At 69.5% G+C, this 25,408-nt stretch carries 4 protein-coding genes; 2 read left to right on the forward strand and 2 right to left on the reverse strand.

From position 1 onward, the window contains the following. Nucleotides 1-4: 4 nt before the first annotated feature. The gene (locus IEZ31_RS13000; RefSeq protein WP_190250061.1) at nucleotides 5-1,372 is read right to left on the reverse strand and encodes a cytochrome P450; all 1,368 of its coding nucleotides are present in this window, start codon (nucleotides 1,370-1,372) and stop codon (nucleotides 5-7) included. A gap of 381 nt (nucleotides 1,373-1,753) precedes the next feature. Between IEZ31_RS13000 and IEZ31_RS13005 the strand changes: the two genes are divergently transcribed. Beyond that, nucleotides 1,754-2,398, forward strand: a complete 645-nt coding sequence (locus tag IEZ31_RS13005; RefSeq protein ID WP_190250062.1) for a hypothetical protein — start codon at nucleotides 1,754-1,756, stop codon at nucleotides 2,396-2,398. Between the two features lie 684 nt (nucleotides 2,399-3,082). Then, nucleotides 3,083-4,027, forward strand: a complete 945-nt coding sequence (locus IEZ31_RS13010; RefSeq protein ID WP_190250063.1) for a prepilin peptidase — start codon at nucleotides 3,083-3,085, stop codon at nucleotides 4,025-4,027. A gap of 49 nt (nucleotides 4,028-4,076) precedes the next feature. Here IEZ31_RS13010 and IEZ31_RS13015 read toward each other — a convergent pair whose 3' ends face one another. Then, a complete protein-coding gene (locus tag IEZ31_RS13015) occupies nucleotides 4,077-25,313 on the reverse strand; it encodes a helicase-like domain-containing protein (protein ID WP_190250064.1) in 21,237 nt (7,078 codons plus the stop codon). Nucleotides 25,314-25,408 lie beyond the last annotated feature (95 nt).

Genomic DNA, 25,408 nt, shown 5'->3' on the forward strand with positions numbered 1-25,408 from the left:
CGGGTCAGCTAGTGCGGGCACTACGCACTGCCAGGTCCAGGTAGACCTGGTGACGGGGCTGCAACGAGATCGATCCCTGCGGGCGGGTGCCGCGCGGCGCCCGTATCCGAATCCGCAGGTCGGTGTGTAGCGCAGCGAGCGCCAGGAGGGCCTCAGCTCGGAACAGGTACGCGCCGACACAGCGGTGGACACCACCACCGAACGGCAGGTATGCCCATTTGTGCGGTCGCCGAGCGCCCGGTTTCCACCGGTCGGGGTCGAACCGGTCCGGCTCGGGCCACAGCGACGCAAGCCGGTGCGTGAGATACGGAGAGACGATCACCGTGTCGCCGGGGTGGACCGGGATGTGGCCGAGCAGGTCATCCTGGACGACGCCGCGTGGCAGCATCCACGCCGGCGGGTAGAGCCGCAGGACCTCGTTGAGCACCATCCCCGTGTACTCCAGGCGCTCGAGGTGCTCGGGTAGCACCGGGTTACCGGGGCCGCCGACGACGGCGTCGACCTCCTCTTGCAGCCGTCGCGCGATCTGCGGATGCTCCTGCAGGGCGATAAACGTCCAGCCCAGGGTCATCGCGGTGGTTTCGGTACCCCCGGTGAACAAGGCGACGACGTTGTTACGGGCGAGGTCCGTCTTGACCCGGGTGCCGTCGTTGAGAGTCGCGTGGGCGAGCATGGAGATGACGTCCCAGCTCGGCGGCTGCGCCCGGGCGGCGTCGATGAGCGGCTTGACGATGCTGTCGGCCTGCCGTACCGCGGCGCGGTGTGCCCGGTCGCCCGGCATCGGCACCCAATCCGGCATTCCTGGCATCGCGACTCGGGATTGCATCGCCTGGAAGCTTGTGTCGATGGCCTCGCCGACTCGCAGGGCGTCTTCGGCGGACAGTCGGTCACCGAAGAACATCTTGCCGAGCACGGTGTGGGTGATGACCTTCATCGCCGGAACCAGCGCAACCGGCTTCGGCGACTGGCGGGCACGGCGGACTAGGTCCCCCACCGACTGCTGCACCGCGTCGGCGATCGCGGGGTACATCTCGCGGACCCGAGCGGGGGTGAACATCGGTTGCAGCAGCTCTCGGCTGGGCTTCCAGTCCGGACCCTCCCGGCCGATACCCTGCCGCCCCTGCAGCTTCGCCAGCTCCTCCCACATCATCCCTGTACGCAGGTAGGTCTCGTCCGAGCGGTCCCAGACTTGCTCGACGAGGTTCGGATCGACGACCAGGTACGGCGCGAAACCGGGCCGCAGCTGCAAGCGGACCGTCGCCCCTTCGTACCGGCGTCCCAACTTGGCGAGCAGACCGACCGGATCACGCAACTGCCGCAGCACCTCGAACAGACCGATCGTGGGTACCTGAGCTCCTGGCGTTCGTTGCACCGCTGCACTCCTGCCCGCCGTTGATGACCATGCCGGGGTCCGGCCGGCACGACCGGCCGAGGCGACGGCGCCGTCACTCCCCGTCGATACCCTGGCACGAGGGGTACCCGCGGGGCGTTGCCCATTCGCGACGAGGTGCTGTCGGTGCGCGACAGATTTCATCGCGCATGCCCGCAGCCCACGTGGGGCTGCCGACCCCGCCGGGCCGCGCGGACCAGCGCCGGCCGCCCGCCTTAAGGTGGGCTGCGTGCTACAGATCCGCCGGGCCGGACGCCGACCCAGCCCGACGCCGGCCGCAGGCACCCAATACCGGTCTGTATGCCGTACGGCGGTCCTGGGATGAGCCGGCCGACCGCCGTGCCCCAAGAGGTCCGCTTACGCATGCGCGCTCAGCGGCTCGCTGGCTGGACCTGGCCGCAGATCGCGGAGGATCTCAACCAGCGTGAGGTGCCGACCAGCCAGGGAGCCCGACGGTGGACTGCCGCCGTGGCGAGAGCACTCGTACAGCATTGGCAGCAGGCCGATGAGGGCGTCCGACTGCCATCGGACCTCGGCGATCCGCCTGACCTGGGGCGTCCCGTGTGGCGGCAGCCGACCCTGTCGGACGCCGACAGGGCAACGATCCGTCAGCTGTATATCGACGGGACGGCGCTGGAAGAGATCAAAGCCACGTTCGGCGTGTCCAAGAACCTCATCTACTCCCTGGTCGGATCGTCCGAGCGCCGCCGCCCCGCTCAACGCCCGAACAAGCCCGACCCGCGTGCCCTGGCGCCGTTGGAGCTCGGCCGGCTTCGGCAGCTGAGCGCGCTGGCCGCGAAGGTCCGCGGGCAAACGTCACCCGACCACCCCGCACGCGAGCACAGCAGGCAGTTCGCCGAGTTGCTCGCCGCCCTCATTGACGAGGGCTTCACCGCGCGATCACTCGCAGACAAGATCGGCTGCAGCCGAGCGAAGATCGAACTTGCTCTCGGCCGGCACGGCCACCGGCCCCTGCCGCCGTCACTGACGCCGCGGTCCAAGTCGTAACCACACCGCGCCCCCGGCCGGCCGTGCCGCGCCGGCCTGCACGAAGGGGTCGCCTGACCCGAGCGGCTCGATAACCCCCGTAGGTGGGGTGGGTCGGTGCTGGCTTGTGACCAGCTTGACGACCGTGTAGCCCACGATCAGGGCGGTCGCTACCGCGCCGGCCAGCCATAGCCCGAGCGTGGCCACCACACCGACGAAGACAACGCGTTGCCACGGCGCATCATCGAGCACAAGCGCCGCACCGGCGAAGGCCACCGCCGCGCTACCACCAAGAGCGAAGGACCAGAATCGCAGTCCAGCCAGCCTGGGACCTACCGCATCAAGCCTTGAGCGAAACGCCACCCCACCATTTTCGGCGCCTGACCCGCCCCAAGTCGACAGGAGCACGGAAAACGCAGGCCAGCCATCGTGGATCTGTCGCTCACCGGCACCAACCTGGCACCCACGAGCTCCGTGATGCCCGGGTCACTGTCGCAGACTGTCCATCGACCAGCCCGCACTGCGGCACAGCGAACGCCGTTCGACGCAGCGTGCCGTTCGCTGCGCAGCCCGTTGTACCAATCCCGTCGGACGATCCGTATGCGTAGGAAAGGCGGCCATGACCATCAAGATCGTTGACAGCCTCGGCGGTGAGATCGGCGAAGCGGCCTGGACGTTTCGACTGGCAGCTTCGAACACGCGGTTATGGGCGATCACCAGGTGCACAAATTCCTGGCACTCGACGACGACGACTCCCCAGCCGGGCTATCCACCTACATCCACAACTTCACCGCCGCGCCCCTGGCCCGCCCCGCAGTACTTTGCGCGCCGTTGGGTGCTTGCTGCTGGCCTGGGGCGGTCGTGACGGCACCGGCCGACGCCCGGCGGCCGCAGTTGGAGGCGGTTCGGCGGCCGGGCCGTCGTTGGTGGGCCTTGGCAGTTGTCCCGCTGCTGCGGCAGCAGGTGCTGCGGATGGCGGTGCCGTCCGGCGCGCCGCGTGCCCGGCTGTGTCCGGGTTGCGGCGCCGCGGCGGAGCTGGCCGAGCCGGGCGGGGCGTTGTTGCTGCCGGCCGGGCGATGCGGGTCGTGCGGCATCCGTGCTGGCGCCCCGCCGCTGCTGCTGGAAGTGCTGGCGGTCACCGCAGCCGCGGTCGCGGTGTTTGCCGCGCCGACCCTCGCGGCGCTGCTGGCGGTGCTGTGGTGGTCCGGTTGCGCGGTGATCCTGTGCTTCGTCGACCTGCGGGTCCACCGTCTTCCAGACCTGTTGACCGGTCTCGCCGCAGGTGGGGTACTCGCGGCGTACACGGTTGAGGCCGTGCTCTCCGGCCAGTGGGGGCACTTGGTCGATGCGGTGCTGTCGGCAGCCGGGACCGGCTTGGTGCTCCTGCTTGCCGCGCTGTTGCTCGGCCGGCACGGCATGGGGCTGGGCGACGTCAAGTTGGCGGTGTCGATTGCGGCGCTGCTTGGGTGGTGGGGTTCGGGCGCCGTCGTCGCCGGGCTGCTCCTGGGCTTTGTCTTCGCGGGCGTGGTGGGCGTCGTGTTGCTGGCGAGCAGACGGGTGACCCGCGGTCAGCACATCCCGCTGGGCCCGTTCCTCATCGCCGGGACCTGGCTGGCGTTGGCGCTGCTGAGTTGGTCCGGGCCGGTGTAGCTCGAAGGTCGAGGCCGCGTCCCCACCGCGCTATCGCTCGGCCCGCTCTTCATCGCTGGCGCGTGGTTGACCATGAACCTGCTGGCCTGGTCGAGCCTGGTGTAGGTCGGACACCGTCCCCTCCATTCGTGCTGGGCCGGGGACGCGCAGTGAACGCCTGCTCAACCCCACGACCTGGGCGCGCACCACCCGGTCCGGTTCGAGTGGCAGCCGGTCCGGGTGTTGCGCTCAACCCGGCGGCGCGCTGGCGGAGGCGGGCGGCGTGGTCGCCAGCCCCGTCGATGTATTCGGTAATCTTTCGGAGGATTAGGGCGCGTTCGGCCGGGGCGGGCCAGTGCTCACGCAGGGGGATGTCGACTTGAGCCACGCCGGTACCGACGGTGATCCGGAGCCGACGATCGGGGCCGTCGGTCGCATCAACCGTGATCGGCACGCCGTGCCAGCTCAGTGCAGCGGGCACCGTACCGGCCTGCTCCACCCGATTGATCATGAGGGAGAACAGAGCGATCGCTGTGGGGATGTCCACCGCTTGACCTGGCTGCCCGTCGCGGTGCAGAATCATGCCCCGCGCCGGGTCGATCAAGGCCGATATCCGCTCCAGCGCGCTGGCATGGCGGACAAGGTCATCAATCTCGCTGCGTGCCGCGATGGAGGGGCCGGCTGTTGCGCCGTCCACGCCGGTCGACGGCACCGCAGCACCGTCTGTTGACGCCTGCTCCCGGGTCGGATGTGCGTCGATCCAGTCGCGGATCTGCGCGGCCCGCTGCCCGGCCGAGTCGAGGTAAGCCACAATCTTGAGGAGCAGAGCACCGCGGTCGCGCTCAGCTGGCCACGCATCGCGCAGCGGGATCGGAATCTGGGCGTCGCCCGCACCGACGGTGATCCGGAGCCGACCGACAGCGCCGTCGACCGCGATCGGCACACCGTTCCAGCTCAGTGCAGCGGGCACCGTACCGGCCTGCTCCACCTGATCGATCATGCGGGAGAACAGCGACACGGCTTCAGCGGTCTCAACATGCCGATCCTTGCTACCCGGAAGCCGCAACGCCATACCGGGACGGGTCCGGTCGACGCTATTGCGTAGCTGCTCGAAAGCGCGCGCGCGACGCTGCAGTTCCCCAAGGGCGGTGTGCTTCGGTGCCCACTTGGCCGCCTTACTGGCCGCGGCCGTGTTGACCTGTACCGCAGCGGTGGGCGACGCGGGCTGCGGTCCGCCGGGCACCTGGACAAGCGCGCGCAGGTCGGCCCAGGTGTTGTTGCTGGGTCGATACTCAGGGGCGACGCGCTGACCTTCGTCAATCAGGCGCAACGCCTCGTCCCGGTTCCCCGCCCTGAAGTGCTGGTATGCCGCTCTAGCGCACCGACGCGCCTCTCGGATGCGCTGTGGGTGGCGTTCGACGCGTTCCTCGTCCGTCAACCCGCCGGCGGCGCCCGCCGGGGCGGAGGCGTCCAGGTCCTCACCCGCCGCCGCACCGTCATGCTGGCTCGGCTCCGTGGCTGTCGGCGTCGCCGGCGCAGCGCTGGCCGCTGGGTCCGATACGTGACCGGCCTCGAGCACCTGCTGGTGGGGTTCCTCGTCCGGGGCGCGGTCGTGTTCAGGACCGGCCTCGGCGAGCTGCGGCGTCTCGGGCTCGTGCTCGGCAGTCGGTGCCGCATCGTTCTGGGTCAGGTCTTGCGGCGGGTCTGCGTCAACGGTCGGCAGCTCGAGTGCGCGCGCTTCGTCCTTGACCGCCGCAAAGGCCCGCAGGATGCCCTCCTGCCGGGCGCGGTACGTGGTGGCGCCGGCGAGAGCACTCTCAAGGCCGCTTCGCTCGGAGTCGTCGGCCCCTGCCAGCCGCTCTTGCAGGGCGTCGATCGCACGCTGCGCGGACTGCATCGTGTACTGGTGTGATCTGGCTTCGTTGGGGTACTCGATGGCGTACCGGCGAGCTTGCCCTTCACTGAGCGGCTCAATCTCCGACCGCCGCAGCACCTTGTACGTCGGAAGGTCGTTCGGATCGTCGTTGCGCGACGCGGTCAATCGCAGACCCTCGTCGAATTCCCCCGTCGCCCCCCACACGTTGCGGGACTGAAAGACCCGCTGCTCGTCCCCGCCACGAGACAATGCGTCGTAGACGAACATGCCTCCCGCCACGTACGACTCGTCGCCGGGCGAGCGCGGCGCGACGATGTCACCGGGCAGCAAGTGGTCCAACCGGACCTTCTTCGTCTCTGGCTTCGGCGGTCGCTTGGCTTTGGCCCTGGGGCGGTCGTCGTCGAAATCGTCGTCGGTGTCGTCGAGGTTGTCCTCGTCGTCGACTACCGCCGACTGCGATGCGGCCGCGCTGATAGCCCCAGCCTGCTGCAGGGGGTTGCTGGAGTCCGCAACGGCAGCGGTTGGGCCCTGCTGTGCCGTGGCCAGGCCGTCGGTGCTGCCGGCGGCCTCGTCGCGGGCCGTGCTCGCCGCGTTATCGGCGCTGGCTGCGGTTTCCTGCCTGGCGAACAGGAGGAGCTGCTCGTCCGCGGCGCCCTCGTCGTCGACGGCTTTGCCGGAGCGCGGCCGTGATTCCGTGGTCAGGCCGTTCTGCCGTTCGGCCGCCGGGGACGTCGCCGCCTCGGCACGCGTGTGCGGGTCGGACTGCGGCGACCGCTCTTGAAGCAGCACCGGCTCGACCGCGTCGCGGTGCGCCGAGTTCATACTGCTCTCGGCTGCGGCGGCCAGGCCGTGGCCCTCGTCCAGGCCGTGGCCCTCGTCCAGGCCGTGGCCCTCGTCCCGGACGCGTGTGTCGCTGGCGTGCCGGTCGATGACGGTGAAGGTCACACCGGTCGCAGGCACCTCAACCGTGACGACCCGCTTGCCGTAGGCGGGCGGGCCGTCGGGGGCGGCGACCCAGACCTGGACGTTGACGGTGTCGGAGCGGACGGCACCATGGCTGCGGCTCCACCAGTAGAAGAGCTCCCCTTCGACGGTCCGCTCTTCGCCGTCGACGAGGCCGGTGATTGTGCCCCACGCGCCTTCGCGGACCTGGTGCAGCGGCATTGGCCCGAACTCGAGGTGACCGCGCCAGCGGCCCTCGGCGATCGCCTCGTCGATGTGGCGCTGGTGCAGCAGCGGACGGCGCCGTCCGAAGGCACCTTGGGAACCCGACATCAGGGAGTTGGCCACCTGCTCGATGGCGTTTGCGCCCGTGAACGGTTCGTTGTTGCCGGGAATCCGCCATGCCGGCCGGCCGAGGTGGTCGCGGTGCTCCTGCAGGACTAGACCGAGCTCGGCGAGCGTCGCCACAACATATTCGTGGCTGTCAGGCCGCCGCCAGGGTGCTGGCGCGCCAGGCGGCATATCACTGGTCGGCTGCAGGATCGTGACGGAATGCTCGCTCGGTACGGCGATCGCGACGCCGTCGAGAGCGTTCGGGTCCTCGGCCAGCGTGACGAACGCGCACGCGCTGGGCGTCCACCCCTCGTAGTCCTGTGGAACGTCCGCCATGTCAATCACGTAGCCGGCGATGGTCACTGCGCTGCCGTCGGGCAGGATGCCGTCGACCCTGGCATACGCGCCGTCGGCAACCTGAGCCACCTCAACGGTGGCCAGTTGCGGAGCGTTCGCGGCCAGCTCCAGCAGTCGGGCGAGCCTGGCTTCGTACACAGCATTAGTGCTCGGCCCGCGGCCGCCCGGGTCTTCGGCCCGACCGGCGTCCCAGGAATCACCGCTGGCCGCAGCCTCCTGCCCGCCAAACAGGAAGAGTTGCTCGTCCGCGGCGCCTTCGCCGTCGACGGCCTCGCTGGAGCGCAGCCGGGTATCCGTGGTCGGGCCGGTCTGCCGTTCGGCCGCCGGGAACGTCTCCCCCCGGGCATCTGTGCGTTCGGGTTGCGGTAGCTGCCCTTGATGCAGCATCGGCTCGAGAGCGCCGTTCTGTGTGGAGTCGTGCATACTGCGGTCGGCTGCGGCGACCTGGTATTGACCGTCGTCCCGGGCACGCTTGTCCGTGGTGTGCCGGTCGATGACGGTGAAGGTCGCGCCGGTCGCAGGCACCTCCACCGAAACGACCCGCTTGCGGTGCAGCTCGGCGGACGGGCTGTAGTCGGTGACCCAGACGCAGACGTTAACGGTGTCGGAGCGGACGGCACCGTGGCTGCGGCTCCACCAGTAGTCGAACTCACCCTCGACGGTCCGCTCTTCGCCGTTGACAAGGCCGATGAGTTCGCCGTACGCGCCTGCGCGGACCTGGCGCAGCGGCATTGGCCTGACCTCAAGGTGACCGCGCCAACGGCCTTCGGCGATCGCTTCGTCGATGTGGCGCTGGTGCAGCAGCGGACGGGGCCGCCCGCCGCCACTGGATGGCGACAGCAGGAAGCCGGCCATCCGATCGCTCGGGTCAGTGCCCGCGAACACCCGGTCCACGCCGGGGATTCGCCATGCCGGCCGGCCGAGGTGGTCGCGGGCCTCCTGCAGAGCAAGACCGAGCTCGGCAAGCGCCGCCACAACGAGTTCGTGGCTGTCAGGTCGCCGCCACGGCGCAGGCGCTCCGGGCGGCATGTCGTCGGGCGGCTGCAGGATGGTGACGGACTGGTCGCTCGCTACGGCGATCGCGACGCCGTCAAGCATGTTCGGGTCCTCGCCCAACGTGACGACCGTGCACGCGCTGGCCGTCCACCCCTGGTAGTTCTGCACGACGTCCCGCACATCGAGCACGTAGCCGGCGATGCTGGTGGCGCTGCCATCGGGCAGGGTGCCGTCGACCCTGGCGTACGCGCCGTCGACGACGTACGTGACCTCCACGGCGGCCAGTCGCGGCGCGGCGGCGTCGGCCAGCTGCAGCAACCGTCCCAGCCGGGATTCGTACGCAGGGCTGGCGCTCGGTCCGCGGTCGGCCGAGTCTTCGGCTCGGACGGCCTCGGGGCCCTGCTGCCCCCACCCGCCGACCGGGAGCGGCAGAGTCTCTGGCTCCGGGTTGGTGTCGAGCTCGGTGGCCGGAGCGCCAAGGCCTGCCACCAGTTGCTCGCCAGGGTCAGGACCCACTGTGGCGGAGGCGTTCGCCGCCTCCGACTCGACCGGCACCCCGGCCGTTGCTGGCACCGGCATTGCGGAGGCCTGGTGCGGCTCCACGACCGCCGGCTGTGGGTCTGCCGTCGCGCCGCGTGTATCCGGGGGCGCCGGCTGGGCGGCAGCCTGGTGGCGGGCGTTGATTGCCGGGTCTCCGTTGCAGCAGGTACAGGCGACGGCGGACTGTTCTTGCACACCCTCGGGCGTCAGGTGCGACCACTCCTCGACGGCGTCGAAGCCGGCATCGGTGTGTACCCACAGGGCGTTCGTCCCGAACCCGCCGACAACGGTGCCGCGCCAGCCGTCACGGCGTGGCCCGGGCGGATATCCGGCATAGCCATGCAACTGCACACGTGCGCCGAGCCCGAAAGGCGACCTCGCGTGGACTGGCGGGTAGTTATTCACTGGGCCACCGCCGGACGCGACGGATGCGCCAACCGCATCGTCGACACTGGCCGTCGCGGCGATTGCCTCCGCTGCGTCCGGCTTGACCGGCGCCTCGCCCGCTACGGGCTGCCCATCCTGACGTGGATCCGGCTGGGCGGCGGCCTGGATGGGATTGGCGACTGCCGGGCCGGCGGTCTCGTCTCGGGTCGCGTCGGCCTGCCGCAGCCCCTCGTCTCCCTGAGGCGTGGATAGCGTGTCATGCGGCAGCGAAGCGATGCCGGGGGCGGGGTCCGGTGCGGTCTCGGGTGCCGGTTCGGGTTCACCGTGCGCCTGCCGCGCCGCTCGGTCAAGGAGGGCCGCGAGCACCGGGGTGTCCGCGTGCTCGACGACCAATCCCTCGAGGATTGCACGGACCTGCTCGTCGGAGTTGTAGCCCCGTTCGACGTTGGAACGCATCCGGACAGTGATTCCACCGAGGCGTTCCCGCTCGGCTGGGGGGACCCCGGGCGTGTCGTATAGCGCCGTGAAGAGCTCGTCGAGGACTCCGAGGACTCCCCCACGCCGTGGGGCGACGCCGCCGTTCGCGTGTGTCTGGATGATCGTGCGGATGTCGTTCCACGAGCGCCGGCCGTCGACCTGGTAGTTCGGGTTGTCGAGTTCGGCAGCGTCGAGGTGGTGCAGCGCACCCTCGTAGTCCTCCGCGTCGAGCAACTGCCGGATCTCGTTCGACGCCGTTTCCGACGCGGCGTCGAGCGCTGCCCGCACGGGTTTCGGGTCGTGGGTCAGCACCGTCGGGTCCTGCGCGATCGTTGCCGCCACCGCATCCCACACGGCGCTGAGGCCGTATGTGCGGGCCAGGTCGTCGAGGTGGCCCTCAGACACGTACCGGGCGGCGTCGGATTCGCTCAAACGCAGCGCCCCGCGCTGGCCGTAGTAGGTTGCTGCGTGGTCCTGCACCGCTGCACGGATCTTGGCCAGCTCGAGCCGGGTAAACGGGCCCGGGTCGATCCCGGCCGCAACCGCGCCCGGCTGCACTGCTGCAGGGGCAGCCCGGGTCGTCCCGATGTTCGCGGCCGGGGGCGCGGCAGGGTCCGGGCCGGTCGTCGCGGCCTGGGCGCGTTCGGCCAGCCGGTCCGGATGCACGAGTGTCTCGGCCCGTCCGAGCGCACCTTTGATGCCGCCCTCCAGCAGGTAGTCGGAGGCCTCACCCGGCGACATGCGCTGCCCCGCGATTGCGTAGGCCAGCGCTCCGTTGACCGTGCTGACGTCGATCGGCAGGTCCAGGAGGTTCGCTGCCTGCTTGAGCTGGCTGTCGATGGACAGGCGTGTCTGCGTCATGTCGGCCTGGGGAACCGCGGCATCCGTTGTTCGAGCAACTTCGACCAGGTCCGCTGGTTCCGGCTGCGGCTGAGCCGCAGCTCGGCTCAGGCCAGCAACCTGCAGCGATTCGGCAGGGAGGTCGAGGTACGCCGTCGCTGACCCCGGGTCCAAGTTCTTCTGAGCCCGCGTTACTGCGACGTAGAGCAAACGCAGCTCTTCCGGATCGGGTAGGCGTACCTTGCCTTTGAGATCCGCCTCCGGTTGCGGGAAGTCATCGCCGAGCCGGACATTGGGCCATTCCCGGCCCTTGCTCCTGTGTGCGGTGGAGACGATCGAGTCCCATGCGGGTGTCCCGTCCGGTTTGGTCGCTTCCTCCGGGACCAGATCCTCGGCCATCTGGATCAGCTCGTCCGGCCCGTGCCGGTCGATCAGACGCACGAACACCCGTAGCGACTGAGCGTTGTTGTCTTCGTCCTCGACGAAGTTCTGCACCGCTTCCCAGTCGCGGAACGCGGAGAGTTCGGGATGTTTGGTGCGACTTCCGTTCTGCAGTTCTTTCGCTGCCTTGGCGAGGTCCCTGATTGCGCCGCCCCCGCCGACGAGGGCAACCTTCTTGCCCTCGGCGAAGGCTTCGAACACGGCGGCGACGGCGCCGGCGTTGGTACGGGTCACCACTGCGTCGGGTGCATCGACGGGGCCGATGCTGCTGGTCATACCAGGGTTGCCGGTCAGCAGATGCGGCGACTTGAGCAGGTTCAAGAACACGTTGCCGGCCTCGGCGATCGACGGACCGAATCGCCAGCTCTGGGTCAGCGGCAGGGTGACGTCAGCCGGCCAGCGCTTCAGGGCGTCGATCGCCCCGCGGAACGTGTAGATGGACTGGTTGGAATCGCCGACCACCACGGTCTGTACCGGCTGGTCCTGGATGACTTTGCGCAGTACCGGGTTGATGTCCTGCGCCTCGTCGAAGAAGATCACGTCGTAGGGCAGGCGGGGATTGCCGAGCGCCCAGATCTTGAGGTAGTCGTCGAACTCGAACTTAAGTTCGCCGACCGGGTCGGTGATGTCCGCCCATGCGTGGCGCGCGTACTCGAGTGTCGGCCCGGCGAGCGCGGCCATGCCCGGTTCCCGCAGGCGTTCGGGCAGATGTTCGTCACCGATTGTGTCCGCGTCGCTTTCGCGGAACGTCTTGATGGTGGCGATCACCAGCCCGGCCTGCGTTTCGGCTTCGATCACCTCGTCGCCGTGGTGCCAGTCGCGGATCTGAAGGATCCGCGCAACGTCATTCGGCCACCGGTTGCCGGGGCTGGCCTGTTCAACCTTGGCGCGCAGTTCCGTGGACATCAGGGCGACGCGGGCGAACCCGTGGCTGGTCCTGGCGGTGACGTTGCGGGGGAACTTCTTCGCCGCCTCGGCCGCGATGGACGCGTTGAACGCGATGTAGGCCACCCGCAGTTCGGGGCGAGCCGCCGCCAGCATCTGCAGCGTGGAGGTTTTGCCGGTCCCGGCGAGGGCCTGTACGACGATGTCCTGGCCGGCCAGGTAGGCGTCGATGATCTTCTGTTGCTGCGGGGTCGGCGGGAACTTCCCTGGCGTCTTCTGCTTGTCAAGCCACTCCTGCGCGGCGGCGATCGCCGCTGCGCGGCCGGCGGTTCCCCCACGGTAGCGCCACACCACGTTGTTGTTGCTGTCCTTGTTGTACTTGAAGCCGTGCAGCTTGAGCAGTTCACGTAGCTCTGCCTCGTCCGACCCGCCGGTGGTGCCCTTGACGGCCACCCCACGCCCGACCTCCAGCCGAATCCCGTCTGCGGCAACCAGCTGGGCTGTGGGTTTGGCAACGGTGGACACCGGGGCCGGCTCCGCGTCCGTTGGTGCAGCGTCTGCAACGCGTCCAGCCATGGCATCCTCCGCGACGGCCCTGGTCGTGTCTTCGGTCGTTTCGCTGATCGTGTCGTCGGTCGCCTCGTCGGCCATCTCGGCGAGTTCCTCCGGCGACATCAGCTCATCCAGTGCTGCGGTGGCGGCCAGCAGTTGCCGTTCCGCGGCGACATAGGGCCCGGTGAACATGTCCAGCGGGTTGCTGTCGTAGTCGATGACCTCCCACCGTGGGGCGGTGCTGTTGCCGTCCTGAGGGGGCAGCAGCGTTATCCTGCCGCGCGGCAGCATGCCGACCTGGGGATGCCGAGCGTCCACGTGCACGGTCAGGCCGGAACGACTCACCCTGCGGGAGACACTGTGTTGCCCATCAGCAGTGATCACCTCCTGGTCGATCTCGATTCCCGCCAACTCGGCCGGCAGATGCCGGGTTGGCGGGCGGGTCCCGGCGGCCAGATGGGCAGTCGACTGCTCGGCCACGGCCGAGTCAGGCATCAGGCGAAGCTGGTCTGCGCCGTCCGGCGCGGGTTCTCTCCCGCGGGCACCGTCAACGCGGCGTACCGCGTCGCTCTGCTCGTCCGGCCACAGGGTCAGGTCGACGACATCGGCGATCGCCTGCTGCTGCAACTCCAGGCGCGGCGGCGCGGCAACCCTGAACGGCAGCGCGGCCAGGTCGATGTCGTCGGCCTGACTTGGGTCCACAAAGTTGGCGTACGCCCGCAGGTACGGCAGCGCCCACCGGTAGGCGACGCGTGTGTCAATGCCCTCAGCCCGCGGGTCGACGCTCATGCGCGGTTCGAAGCTCTCAGCCCGGCGGACCTCCACGGCCGGCGCATTGAGGGGCAGGCCGTGGGCGGCGTGCTCGGCGGCGGTGATGCGGCCGTAGCGGGGGCTGGGTGGCCGGTCCCACGGTTCCTTGCGCACCGACCCGCGGATGCGGTCCCAGACCACGAGCGGATGGTCGGGTGGGAGCTCTATCCGGCGGCCGCCAACCGGCCCGTGCGCCTGGCAGACGTAGATGTAGGGCGCGCCGAAGTCTGTGGAGTCGTGCCACAGCACCAGCTGCAAGTTGCCCTCACACGGCCGTTCCGGCTCGCGCCCGGCGACCTCTGGGTGCCAGGTGCACAGCGTGTGCCCACCGTCGACGATCGCCGCGTCGCGCTGAGTGGTGCTCATATCCAGCGGGGTCGGCAGCGGCCTCGGTGACATGTTGTTGGGGTCGATCCCTGCGAATACCTCCGGTGCACACCCAGGCAGGTCAACCAAACCATGCAGGCGCTCCAACTCGGTGAGCCGCTCTTCACTGAGTGCACCTTTGGTGGTTTCGACCAGAGCGCGCATCTTCTGCGCGATGACGACCGCTACGTCGGCGGCGGTCTTGGCGGAAAGGTCCTCGTCAAGGTCTACGTCGGCGCGGGTGGTGTTTGCCAGCAGCAGATAGATGGACGGGCTGTCCCCCGCCCTGATGAGTGGGCCGATACGCACCATGGCGTCAGCTGCGGACACCGTGCGGTCCTGCGGCTCGGCGGTGGCGGTCTCGAGGCGTTGGTCGCTGGCGGGGTTGGCGTCATCCGCCGGCGCCGTGGAGTGTGTCTCGGCGTCCGTAGTACCAGCCCGCGGCGTCGTGATCCGATTCCCTCCACCGCTGCGGCCCGGTCGGATGTCGAGCGGCAGCCCAGCATTCCGGTCGCGTTCGGCCTCGTACGCCATGCGCTGAACCGCCATCGTCTCCAGTTCGTCGGCGACTTGCTCAAACTCGGCGGCGCGTTGCTCCCACATTTCTGAGCGCTGATCGCGGGCACTGCCGTAGCCAAACAGCTCGTCGGCCTTCGCGGCGTTCTCCCGGTTGCGGCGCGCGGCTTTGCGGAGGCTGGCCGTTACGTCCGGCAGCGCCTTGGCTTCCTTGCCGGAGTGGGGGCCGGGGTGCAGGTCACGTTCCGCGTCCTTCAACGGAGTCAGGTAAGGGTCGTGACTGTATGGGTCGATCTCTGGCAGACCGAGCCGTTTCATCGCGCCCCGGACGCTAGGCCTGCCGACTTCCTCAAGGGGGGCGGGTGTAACGACGTGTGCCGTGGCGGCCTTGAACGTCAGGGTGCGGCTGCGGAAGCCCGGCCCGTCGTAGATGACCGGCTGCTTGCCGCCGATGAACTGGATGCGCAGCTCCCGGCCGTCCGGCGCCTTCCAGTCGGTCAGGCTGACCAGCTGGTCCTGACCGGTGAGTTCCCAGCCGTGCGCCTCCATCTGTTCGATGAGGCGCCGCATGCTCTTGTTCCGCACCGCGCCAGGGACGTCGGTGGCGAGGAGAGTGTCGTACACCGGAGTCGAGTTGGTCACCGGCATGAGGTTGGATGCCTGGGGTGCGTCAGCTGAGGCATCGTCACGGCCTGGCTCGGCCAGCGCCGGCGCGGTCGCATGCGCGGCCGAACGGTCGACGCCCAGTTCGGGCGCCGACACCGCCGGGCTGACGCTGCTGTCGTCCCGCCCTGCAGAGGCGATCTCTGCGGGCGCCGTCGGCAACGACTGCACAATGTCGCCAGCCGGCGAGTCCGGCTCGGCCGCAGCCGCTGATGCTGGTACCGCGGGCGTGGCCGCTTCCGCCGGTGACGTGTCGTCGCCGACGGCGGCAGAAGGGGCGAGGTAGGGCAGCCGAGCGGCCAGCCACGTACGGTCGCCGGTGTTGATCGCGTGGCTCATGTTCGGCGAGCTCCACGAGGCCGCCGCGTACCACTCCCCCGTTTTCGGGTCGACGAAGGCGAGGGCGGATGCCGGTGCCCCGTCGGTGATCGTGACAACCTTCAGCCAGCGTCGGCCGGCAACCACCCCAAGAGTGGAGCCCGCTTCGAACTGGAAGCGGCCGCGTGGCGGCTTGCCGGCGTCGGTGGCGACCGCCGAACTTTCACCGTCGCGGCCGGCGGGCTGACAACAGGTGCACGCAACCAGCTCCGCGGGGTGACGCTTATCCGGGCCGGGGGCAGGCACCTGGGGTGCTGCTGCGTCGGTGGGCTGCGCAGCAGCGCCCGCGCTGAGTTGCGCGGCAGTGTCGGATACTGGCTCACCGGTGGTGGTCTTTACAGTGTCAGCCCGCGGCGTCGGGAGCCCATTTCCTCCACCACTGCGGCCCGGTCGGATGTCGAGCGGCAGCCCGGCGCCCCGGTCGCGCTCAGCCTCGTGCGCCTCGCGCTCGACCGCCATCTCCAGCTGGGCCGTGACAGCGTCTCCGTACGCGTTGCGCGTGACAGGCGGGATGAACGGCACTGGGTCAACGCCCGTGTGCGTTGCGCACGCGGCGTGCCGGTCGTCCGGGTCGCCCGGGTCGTTGAGTGCCACGAGCCACCACATGTGATCGCGGGGCAGGTCCTCGCGACCGACGTCGCACACGGGCACGGCCGATACCGGCGGGAGCGGCCCGCGGATGATCCACGGGCCCGGCGCGGGCTCGCCCGCGGGCACGTCAGACTCGGCGCGACGCGTCTCGTCCTGGTTGGCGTCGCTGGCCGGCGCTGCCGCGTCGGTGGGCGGCGCATTGACCGCCCACGGGCCGGACACGAACTCGTCGGCGGCCTGGTCCTCCGCCTCCGCAGGCGCCCCTGCGACCGTCTGGCGCTGCGCCACGATCGCGGCGGCGGCTTCGACCCAGTAACGGTCTCCGCGGCCGTGGAACCCGCCGAAGCATGATCCGCCCCCGTGGTTGTGGCTGTTGTCGGTGCAGAGCTGAATGTCGTCGCCGAACCGGCCAAGCAACTCGCCGCGGTAGGACACCGACACCTCCCCCTGCGTGACGCTCGCCCGGTGGCGTTCAAACCCGACCGCGGCCGGGTCGAAGGGCTGCAGGCTTGCTGGCATGCCGGGCTCGGAATGGGTCGCAGGCTCGAGTTCGGCGGGGGGCACATCCGGCACGTCCGGAATGGCGGCGCCGTCGCGGATGAACACCACCGGCCCGCCGCCGTAGACGGTGGCGATGCCCCAGTCGGTGACGGCGACCGGGCTGCCGTCGCGTTGCGCCTGGAGCAGCACGTCCCGCACGTCGCCCTGGCGCCACAGGAAGCCCTTGCCGTCACGGTCCGGCTGTACGTGCCACAGCGGGCCCTTGCCGAGGTCAAGCGTGGCGGCTTCCATCGGCAGCCAACCACGCCACGGCAATTCGGCCGGCTCGGCGGTGTAGGCGGTGCTGCGGTCGTCCACCCAACGCACGGTGGTCCGCTGGCCGTCCCGGTCGATCCGCATTGTCTGCGGGTCGCGGCCGTCCTCGCGGACCAGGAACGCAACGCCGCTGGCCGTGATCAGGCTGGTCCGATTCCGGCTGTCGGGAGCGTACGGATGGGTGATCGTCCACAGGTCGGGTACAGGGGTGTCGGCCGACAGTGCGGCGGGGGTGTTCGCATACGCGGACACCTGCGCGATGAGGTAGGTGTTCAGCGCCTCGTTGCTGGTTGCGCTGCCGAGGTAGAGCCTGCGGAAGTCGGTCAGCTCCTGGTCGGCACCCCCGCGGTTGGCGGACTTGGCGATCGAGTCGGCGATGCGGGCGCCGGCAAATGTCGCGAAGTCGTCCAGTTCGTTGGTGCGGGCGGCGAGCAGCAGCGGTCCGTCGCCGCATGCCGCGACCAGCAACTCCTCGACGACAGCGGCGACAGGTTCGAACTCGGCGGGCAGTGCTGGTAGTACCGCCGGATCCGGCGTCGGCGCGAGGTCAGGCGGTGTGCTCGGCGGCGGCGCCGCCAGGTGAGCGGCGCTGACCGAGGCATCCGCCGCATCGCGCTGAACGGTGGTCGGCGCCGTTGGCTCCGGCTGACCCGGGCCGGCGTTGACGTCGGCTGCGGCGGGCTCTCCCGCGCCGGGCGTGTCGGCTACGGAAACCCCGGTGCTGATGGTCTCGACTGTATCCGGCCGGCCGCGGTCACCTTCCTGGTCGTCGGCAGTGGAAGGCGCGGGTTCGACAGCGGTGTCCGAGACCTGTGGTGCGGGGTGGTCACGGTCGAAGGTCTCGAACCGGTCGACGGCTTGGTCGATCACAGCCTGCATGGGCTGGCGATCCTTGACACGTTGGGCGACCGCTTGCTGGCGCCGCTGAGGGGTCGGGTACATCGCGGGGTCGAGATCTTCGGCGCTGAGCTCGGGGAGCTTGTCGCGTTCTGCGATGGCGGCCACCACGTCGTCGAGTAGTTCGACGCGTCGGCGGGCGTGCTCGATGCGTTCACCGAAGTCCGCGGCGGCTTGCTGCTGGGTGAGCAGGGCGATCTCTTCGAGCAGTCCAGGCAGCCGCGCACGGTCGAGTTCTTGGTGCTGCTGCGCGTTCTCCAGGGCGGTTGCCAGCCGGGACAACATGGTGCTGCCGACTTTCTCGCTGGTCAGGTCCTTGACGGTGTAGACGGGGTCGCTGTGACGCAGATCGGGGAAACCGATCCGGGCCTGCAGTTGGCCCTGTTCGGTCATCTCGGGCCGCACACCGAACGGGAGCCCGCCGAAGCGGCCGATGACCTGCCAGGGACTGATGCCCGGTGCCCGGTGCTGCATGAGGGTGGCGGTCGCCGCATGGCGCAGGGCCGCGCCGGCGTTCTGACGCTGCCCGTACGTGGTTGCGTCGATCTGGATGGTGAAGTCGTCGCCGCGCACGGACGTGATCAGGGACAGAACCTCGTCACGCCTCGCGATGGCTTGGCGGATGTCGGCCGCTTCGCGTTCCTTGCGGCCAAGGAGTTCGACCTGCCGGAGCCGGTCGGCGGCGTGGTTGCGGCGGTCGGATTCCAGCCCGGCGAGGTGCATGCGCGCCTTCATCAGCTGGCCCATGTAGGGGTTGCCGCCGATCTCGGCCTGCATGGTCTCGAAGTCCCAGTCGGCTTCGTCGATCTCCAGGACGGTGTTGCTGTCGTCGTCGCGGACATCGGGCCGTTGAATGTCGCGTAAACCTTCGGCCTTCGAGGCGAGGATGCCTACCCGCCAGGAGTCCATACTTCCGCGCAGGGCGAAGATCGCGATTTCGACCTCGTCGTGCTGGTTGCCGTACCGCTGGATGCGGCCGTCACGTTGCATGATGTTCGCCGGTGTCCAGTCGAGGTCGATGTGCGCCAGGGCTAGTGCCCGGTTTTGGATGTTGGCGCCCGTTCCCAAGGTCCCGGTGCTGCCCAGGAGGATTGCGACTTCGCCCTCGCGGCACTGGCGGAACAGTTCCGCCAGTTTTTCGGGGTTGTGGTTGTGGTCCTGAACGAATGCGATCTTCTCCGCCGGCACACCCCGGGCGATGCACATGTCGCGGAGCACGGCGTAGGCGTTGAAGTTGCCCTTGTTGTTGCCGCCGGGTGTGCCCTTGTTCAGGAACCCGATCAGCAGCGGGCCCGGCACAGGGTGCGGGGTCGGGTCGCTGGTGGATACGGCGTACACGCGGTGTTTGTTCGCGTGGTAACGGTCGGCGAACCAGTCGGCGACATCGTCGAATTTCGGGCCGATGGGTGCGTCGGGGTCCACGAACCGCGGGGAGCAGGCAATGGCGTCGCCTTCATTGGCCACGGCCAGCATGTTGTCTTCGTCGCGGGTGACCGCGCCGGCGTGGATGGCGGCACCGCGGGCGATGAGCTTCTTGAAGCGGGCCTTCTGGTCAGCGATGGGCTCGCTGAGAAGAAGCTGTGGGCCGCCACCGGCCACCTTGGGGCGTTTGATCCCGACGTCGTCGGCCGTCTTCGTGTCGACGGTCAGTCCCCACATGGTCTTCATCGCGCTCTTGTTGACGAACCGGGAGAAGCGTTCGACGACCTTCAGCCCAGAGCCGTCCGGGGCCATCTCGATGCGCTGTACTTTCTGGCCGAAGGTTTCTGCCCACAGGTCCGGCCCGGCGACGCCGTACGCCTCGAGTACCCACGGCGATATTTGGGCGAGCAACTTGTACTGCCCGGCGATGGAGTTGGTCAGCGGGGTGCCCGTGCCGCCGGTGACGGTCGGTTTGCCGCCCTGCGCGGCGGCCTGGCGGTGCATGTAGGTGAGCACCTGGTGCAGGTTGACCGCGCGTTGCACGGTGTCGCTGCCGCCGGCTTCCTTGGAGCGGAACTCCACACCCTCGAACCGGTGAAGTTCGTCGATGGTAGCGTAATCGAAGCCGAGGTCCTCCCAGTACAGCTCGCCTGGGGTGCGCATCGGGGCCGCGTTGCGGCGCAGCCGGGCTTCCAGGTTGGCCAGGCGTTGTTCGAGTCTTCTCCTCGCCAGGCCGCTGTCGGGGACTCCACGCTCGCGGAAAATCTGCTCGCGCAGGTTGTCGACTTCCTGGAACTCGTACCATTCCTGGTACTCCGGGCTCATCTTCACCGACGTGAACGCTTCTTCGGTGAAGATCGTGAGGTCCGGGCTGTTGGCCCGAAGCCATTCCAGCGTTCGGCGGCGTTCGGCGCCGGCGAGCATGTCGCTGGTGATCAGGCAAATGTCGGCGTTGGGGTACAGGAACTCGGCTTCGTCAAGCCATTGCTTGGCGAGGTGCTTCTGCACCACGGCGAACGGTTTGCGGATCTGTCCGGACGCTTTGAGTGCCTGAGTACCCATGATCATGGTGGTGGTCTTGCCGAGCCCGACGTCATGGGCGAGGATCACGCCCCGCTCAAACTGCATGCGAGCGGCGCCGGCCAGTTGCCACGGGTGCGGGGTGCGCTTGTCGGTGAAGCCGGCAAGGGAGGGTGCCAGCCCGTCGTAGTTGCGTACGACGTGCCCGTTCATGATCCGGTTGTAGGCGTCGGTCAGGACCTTGACGCGGGTGCTGTCTGCGGTGAGGTACTCCTCGAACGCCGACCGCATCGCGTCGGCCTTGTGCCGTGCGGCACGGCTGGCGTCCTCGTCCACAACGTGGACGATCTTGTCGCCCTGGGCGACGGCGTCGGTGACGGTCAGGGAGCCGTGGCCGAGGACCGCGCGGGCGATGTGCAGCGCGGTACGGCGGCCGGTGCCCTTCACCGCGTTGATCGCGTCGGGGACCTTGCCCGCGTACAGCGACCAGCCGTATCGATCGTCGTGGTCGACCCGCAGCGTGTGGTCGGCCAGATACTCGCGGAGGAACCCCTGGACCAGCGCGGCGGGGATCCAGTGCGCGCCGAGCTGGGGCGTGAACTGGCCGATGCGCTTCTCGCGAGGCTGCACCGTCTCCAGTGCGGCCACGTTCACGGCGTACGCCGGGTTGGTGGCCGCGGCCGCGCGGGCCTCGTCGAGTTTGCGCCGGACCGCGCCCGACAGGTAGGTGCCGGCATGCTCAAGCTTCCCGGTGGCCGGGTTGTCGAAGATCTCGTTGCCCAGGCGCTGGCGGGCGTCGTCTGGGTCGGTGCCGAGCAACTCCGCGATGCGCATCAGGTCGACCCGGCCGGTGGCCGCCATGACGGCGGTCAGGGCAACCTTCGGATCGCCGGTGCGTTGCAGGCCGCCGGCGAGGGCGCCGGGGCGGCGGGTGAGGACCTCGGACAGCACCGGCACGTCGCGCTTGCGGTTCCAGGACTCCAGCGCAAGGACCTTGGCGGCGTCGGGGTCCTCGCGGAACCAGCCCCAGGCGGTCGGGGTGCGTTCGTCTTCGCGGACTTCCCGACCTTCGGCCCGGGCCTGGTCGCGGACCGAGGCTGCGGCCGCCATCCGGGTCTGCCGGGGCCGGGACAACGGGCCATGCGCCTCGACGTAGGCGGCGTGTAGCTGTCGGAGCCGGGCCCGTAGACCGTCCGCACGGTCGGGTTCGTCGCCGGTACGGTCGAGTTCCTTCAGTTCGGCGGCGACGTCACGCAACCGCATGAGGGCGAGCAGCTGCGCGGTGTTGCCGTCGGCGGGGACCGCCTCAACGGGGTCAGCGCCGTTGATGTGCTGCCAGATCCGCCCGTCGTCGCCGACGTAGAGGCGGCCGGTGTAGTCGTTGGCGTGTTTGTCGCGGGCCGTCTGCAGGTTCAGCGGCTTGCGGCCGCCGCCGGCCGGGTGCGGTTGGTAGCCGCGGCCGGCCGCGTTGGCCTGCTCGGCGGTCCGGCGCAGCGCGGCGCGTAGGTCCTCCACGGCGCGGACCGGGTCGCCCTTGACGGTCACCGTCGGCCCGAACGGTCCCGGCGTGGTGGTCAGCGCCCCGAGTACGTGCTCGGGGTGGGCGGTGAAGTAGGCGCTGATGGTGTGGGTGCTGCCGTTGAGGTCACGCTTGGGGGCGTCCAGCCAGGCCTGGTCGGCGGGTTCCTGCCCTTCGGGGCGGTGGTGGAAGACCAGGACGTCGACGACGACGTCGGTGCCGGCCGTCTCGGCGAAGACGCCGGCGGGCAGCCGGTACGCGGCGAGCAGGTCGCCGTAGCGGGCCATCTGGCGGCGGGCGGCGTCGTCCTCGCCGTCCAGCGTCCACCGCGAGGTGATGGCCATGACGAGGCCGCCCTCCCGGACCAGCGCCAGTTCCTTGATGAGGAAGCCGTTGTGCAGGCTGTGGCCGGTCGCGCCGTAGCGGCGTTCGGTGAAGGGCACCTGCGCGAACGGGACGTTCCCGATCGCCGCGTCGAATGCGCCGGCGGGGGCGTCGGTGTCGGCGAAGGACTCGCACAGGACGTTTGCGTGGGGGTAGATGTACCGGCTGATCCGGGCGGTGATCGGGTCGAGCTCGATGCCGGTCAGCCGTACCGCGTCACGTTCGGGGGCAGCGCCGAGGAAGACTCCCGACCCGGATCCGGCGTCCAGGACCTCTCCGCCGTCGAATCCGAAGGCGTCGACGCCGTCCCACATCGCCTGGGCCAGGGCCCGCGGGGTGTAGTGGGCGGACAGGGTGGCGCGGGTGGCCGCCTTCCACTCAAACGGGTCCAGCAGGTCGCGTAGCTCGTTGCGGATCTGGGAGTACTCCTCCCACCGCATCAGGTCCTGTGCGTAGCGTCCTTCACGGTCACCACCCTGGCGGTAGGTGGGATTCTTCTCGTCTGGCTGTTCGAGGAAGACGATCGACATCGAGCCCCACCCTGACCAGCGGGCCAGAATGCGCTGCTCGTCGTTGGTGGCGCGGCGCCGTTCCGCCTCGAGACGGCGTAGGACCTTGATGGCCTCGAGGTTCGCCGCCGACCGGGCCAGCGGGCCTCGGGGGGTGTCGGCTGGGTCCGGCCGGAACCGGCCTAGAGGTTGTTCACGTCCCGCCTGATCGCGTCCAGCTCGTCCTGGATCGGGCTCGCCGGACTCGGCGGCGTCGGCGGGTTCTCGTCCTCCTCCGGCTCCGGGAGCAGTTCCGCCATCACCTGCTGCTCGGCGCTGGCCCGGATCTGCTCCATCTGGCCCACCCGCGCGGAGTAGTCCGTCTCCGGCTCGAGCGTCTCCTCCAGCGCCTCCTGCGCCGCGATCACCGCGTTCTGCAACTCCCGGCCCTTCCGCGCGAAGAATGCCTCCGGGTCCCGCATCGCCGCCAGCTCCCTGGGACGGAACTGTTCCCAGTGCCGCCTGGCCCTCAGGCTGTACCGGCTCACCGTCACTGCTGCCCCCTGTCTCGCCGCTGTTGTCGACGCTACCGGCCGCCAGGGCGGCGAGCTGGGCGGCCACCTCGTTCGGGTCCACCGCGCGGCGGTCGGTGTCGACGCCGGCGGCGGCCATCCGGTCCCGAAGGCCGTTGATGTTGTGCAGGGCCGCACCCATGGCGGGGATGCGGCTTTTGGCCGCCTTCTGCTCCGGCCGCGGTACCTCTGGGTTGACGGACCGTTCGCGCAGAGCCTGCGTGGCCCGGTCAGCGACCCGGGACAACTCGCTGAGCAGCCCTTCCTCGACCATGTACGGGAAGGCCAGCATCGTCTTGCCGGTCAGCGGATTGCGGTGCGGTTCCCGGGTCGGCACCTTCTGCAGGATCGTCCACAGGCGGCGCCACTCGGCAGTGCCGTCCTCGCCGGATCGCGGCCGAAGCCACGCGACCAGCTCATCCCGGGCACCTACCGGCAGCAACGCTTGCCGAGGCTTTCCCCAGGTCCGCTGGGGAAAGGTGTTGGGGTTCTCGTCGTAGTGCCGCACCAGAGCGGCAACCGCTGCAGACTGGGACAGGAACACGCCCAACTTCTCGATGGTGTAGCCGAGCTGGGCTTCGACACCTCGCCGGTCAGCCGGAGTCCTGACGTGGCCATACACGTCCGGCATCCCGTCGATACTCACCGCCCGTCCGTACGCGCCGTCGCGCGTGCCGACCTCCGCGCGAGCCAACTCGTTGGGGTACTTGTCGCTCTCGCGGCGTTCGATCTCGGCGTCGACGGCCCTCGACCTTGCCCGCCGGGCGGCCGTGACGTCGGCGCGGTCGGACAACGCGGACTCCTCCTTCAACCCGGCCAGCTCGACCCTCTCCGCAGCCAGCTCCTCAACGGTCATGCCAGCAACGTCGGGCCGCCGTTCGTAGTGGCGAATCCGGCGGACCGCTTTCTCAGTGCGCAAGTCCTCGCGGTGCTGCTTTACCGCGTCGTGCAGCTCATGACCGGAGGACATGCGAACCCACAGCTGGTAGGCCTGCTCGTGCACCGCGTCCAGCGTCTCGTCGTCCAGATCCTGTGGCGCCGGCCCAGCCAGCACGGTGCGGGCCTCGCGCCCCTGCCGCTCTGCCACGACGGCGCCGCGGCGGGCCTTCACGGTCCGGTCGCCGTCGCTTCCAGTCGTGAAGGCACCGAACACGAACGACCCGGTCAGCCACCGGTGCTCGGCGGTCAGCTCCTCGTCGCTCATGTCGGTCACGTCCGGCGCGGCGGTGATACGTCGCAACACGCGGTCCTCGCGCTCGGCCTTCAGCACCGCAGCACGTTCAGCAGCCGCCTCGTTGCGATACAGTTCGTAGCCGACCCGGGCGTCCTCCCTGCTGATCGCCTCGGACAGCTCCGAGTCGCTCAACGACTGCGGATCTGGTGCGGCCTCCGGCTGCGGGGCGCTGACCGCTTCCTGTGCTGCGGTCGGCACGTTGGCGCGGTCGACGCCGGCATTGCGAACCACGACCATTCGGCCCTGCCGGGCGAACTCCGCAAGCAGGCGCCCGAAGTTCGCCTCAACCGTCTCCGGCTTCCACTTCCGGCCACTGACCCACGCCTGCTTCTCACCGGACCACATGAAGTGCGCGACGCCCTTGCACGCCCGGTAGTCGGAGGTATTCCCCTTGAGCGCGCCGTAGACCTCCACGATGTAGCCGGCTTGTGCGGTCTGGTCCTGTGCAATCTCTACCCGGACCCGGTCCTGCTGTTGTACGGGCAGGCGGGCAGTTCGGTGCTGACGGGCCGCGAGCTGCGCCCAGTCGGTGGTGCCGTACCCAGCGGCGGGAATACGGACCCCGTCCACCACGCCAGCGGTGATGCCGGTGCCGAGGCGCTGCCCCGTCGCCACGGGTGCATTGTCCGGGCCGTATACCGTGATCTGCCGGTCGGTGCGCGTGACGTGATAGCCGTCGACGCCGTCGACCGGCGTGGCGTCGCCCGGGATTGCCTGGCTGGCCGATGTTTCGGCGGTCGTGTGCTGGGTCGGATCCGCCTCGGCAGCCCGGTTCAGCGCTGCGCCGGGCGGCCCTCCGTCGTCCGCTGAGTTCTCCGGCGGTGAGGTGGCCGAGGGCGGGGCCGTCGCAGCGGGGGCTGCAGCACTGTCGGTGGGCACGGCGGCGGCTTGCCCCGCTGGAGCCGGTCCGGGCGTTCGATCGTCACGGTCGTCATTTCCGGTGCGTCCGGGCCCGGCCGCCCACAGGCTGCCCAATATTGTCTGGTTCGGATCGTGCCGAGACATGTGGGATCACTTTCTCCCGTGGTGGTGGCCGGAGGCGTTGAGACTCTTGGTGCTCATGGCGGGGCCGGGTGTTCGTGGCGTGGACCGCCAGCGCG

This window comes from Dactylosporangium sucinum (assembly GCF_014647515.1).
Classification (GTDB): Bacteria; Actinomycetota; Actinomycetes; order Mycobacteriales; family Micromonosporaceae; genus Dactylosporangium; species Dactylosporangium sucinum.

Excerpts from the sequence above, each read along its gene's own strand:
- IEZ31_RS13005 (WP_190250062.1), top strand. The coding sequence starts at position 1,754 with ATGCGCGCTCAGCGGCTCGCTGGCTGGACCTGGCCGCAGATCGCGGAG.
- IEZ31_RS13010 (WP_190250063.1), top strand. The coding sequence starts at position 3,083 with ATGGGCGATCACCAGGTGCACAAATTCCTGGCACTCGACGACGACGAC.
- IEZ31_RS13015 (WP_190250064.1), bottom strand. The coding sequence starts at position 25,313 with ATGTCTCGGCACGATCCGAACCAGACAATATTGGGCAGCCTGTGGGCG.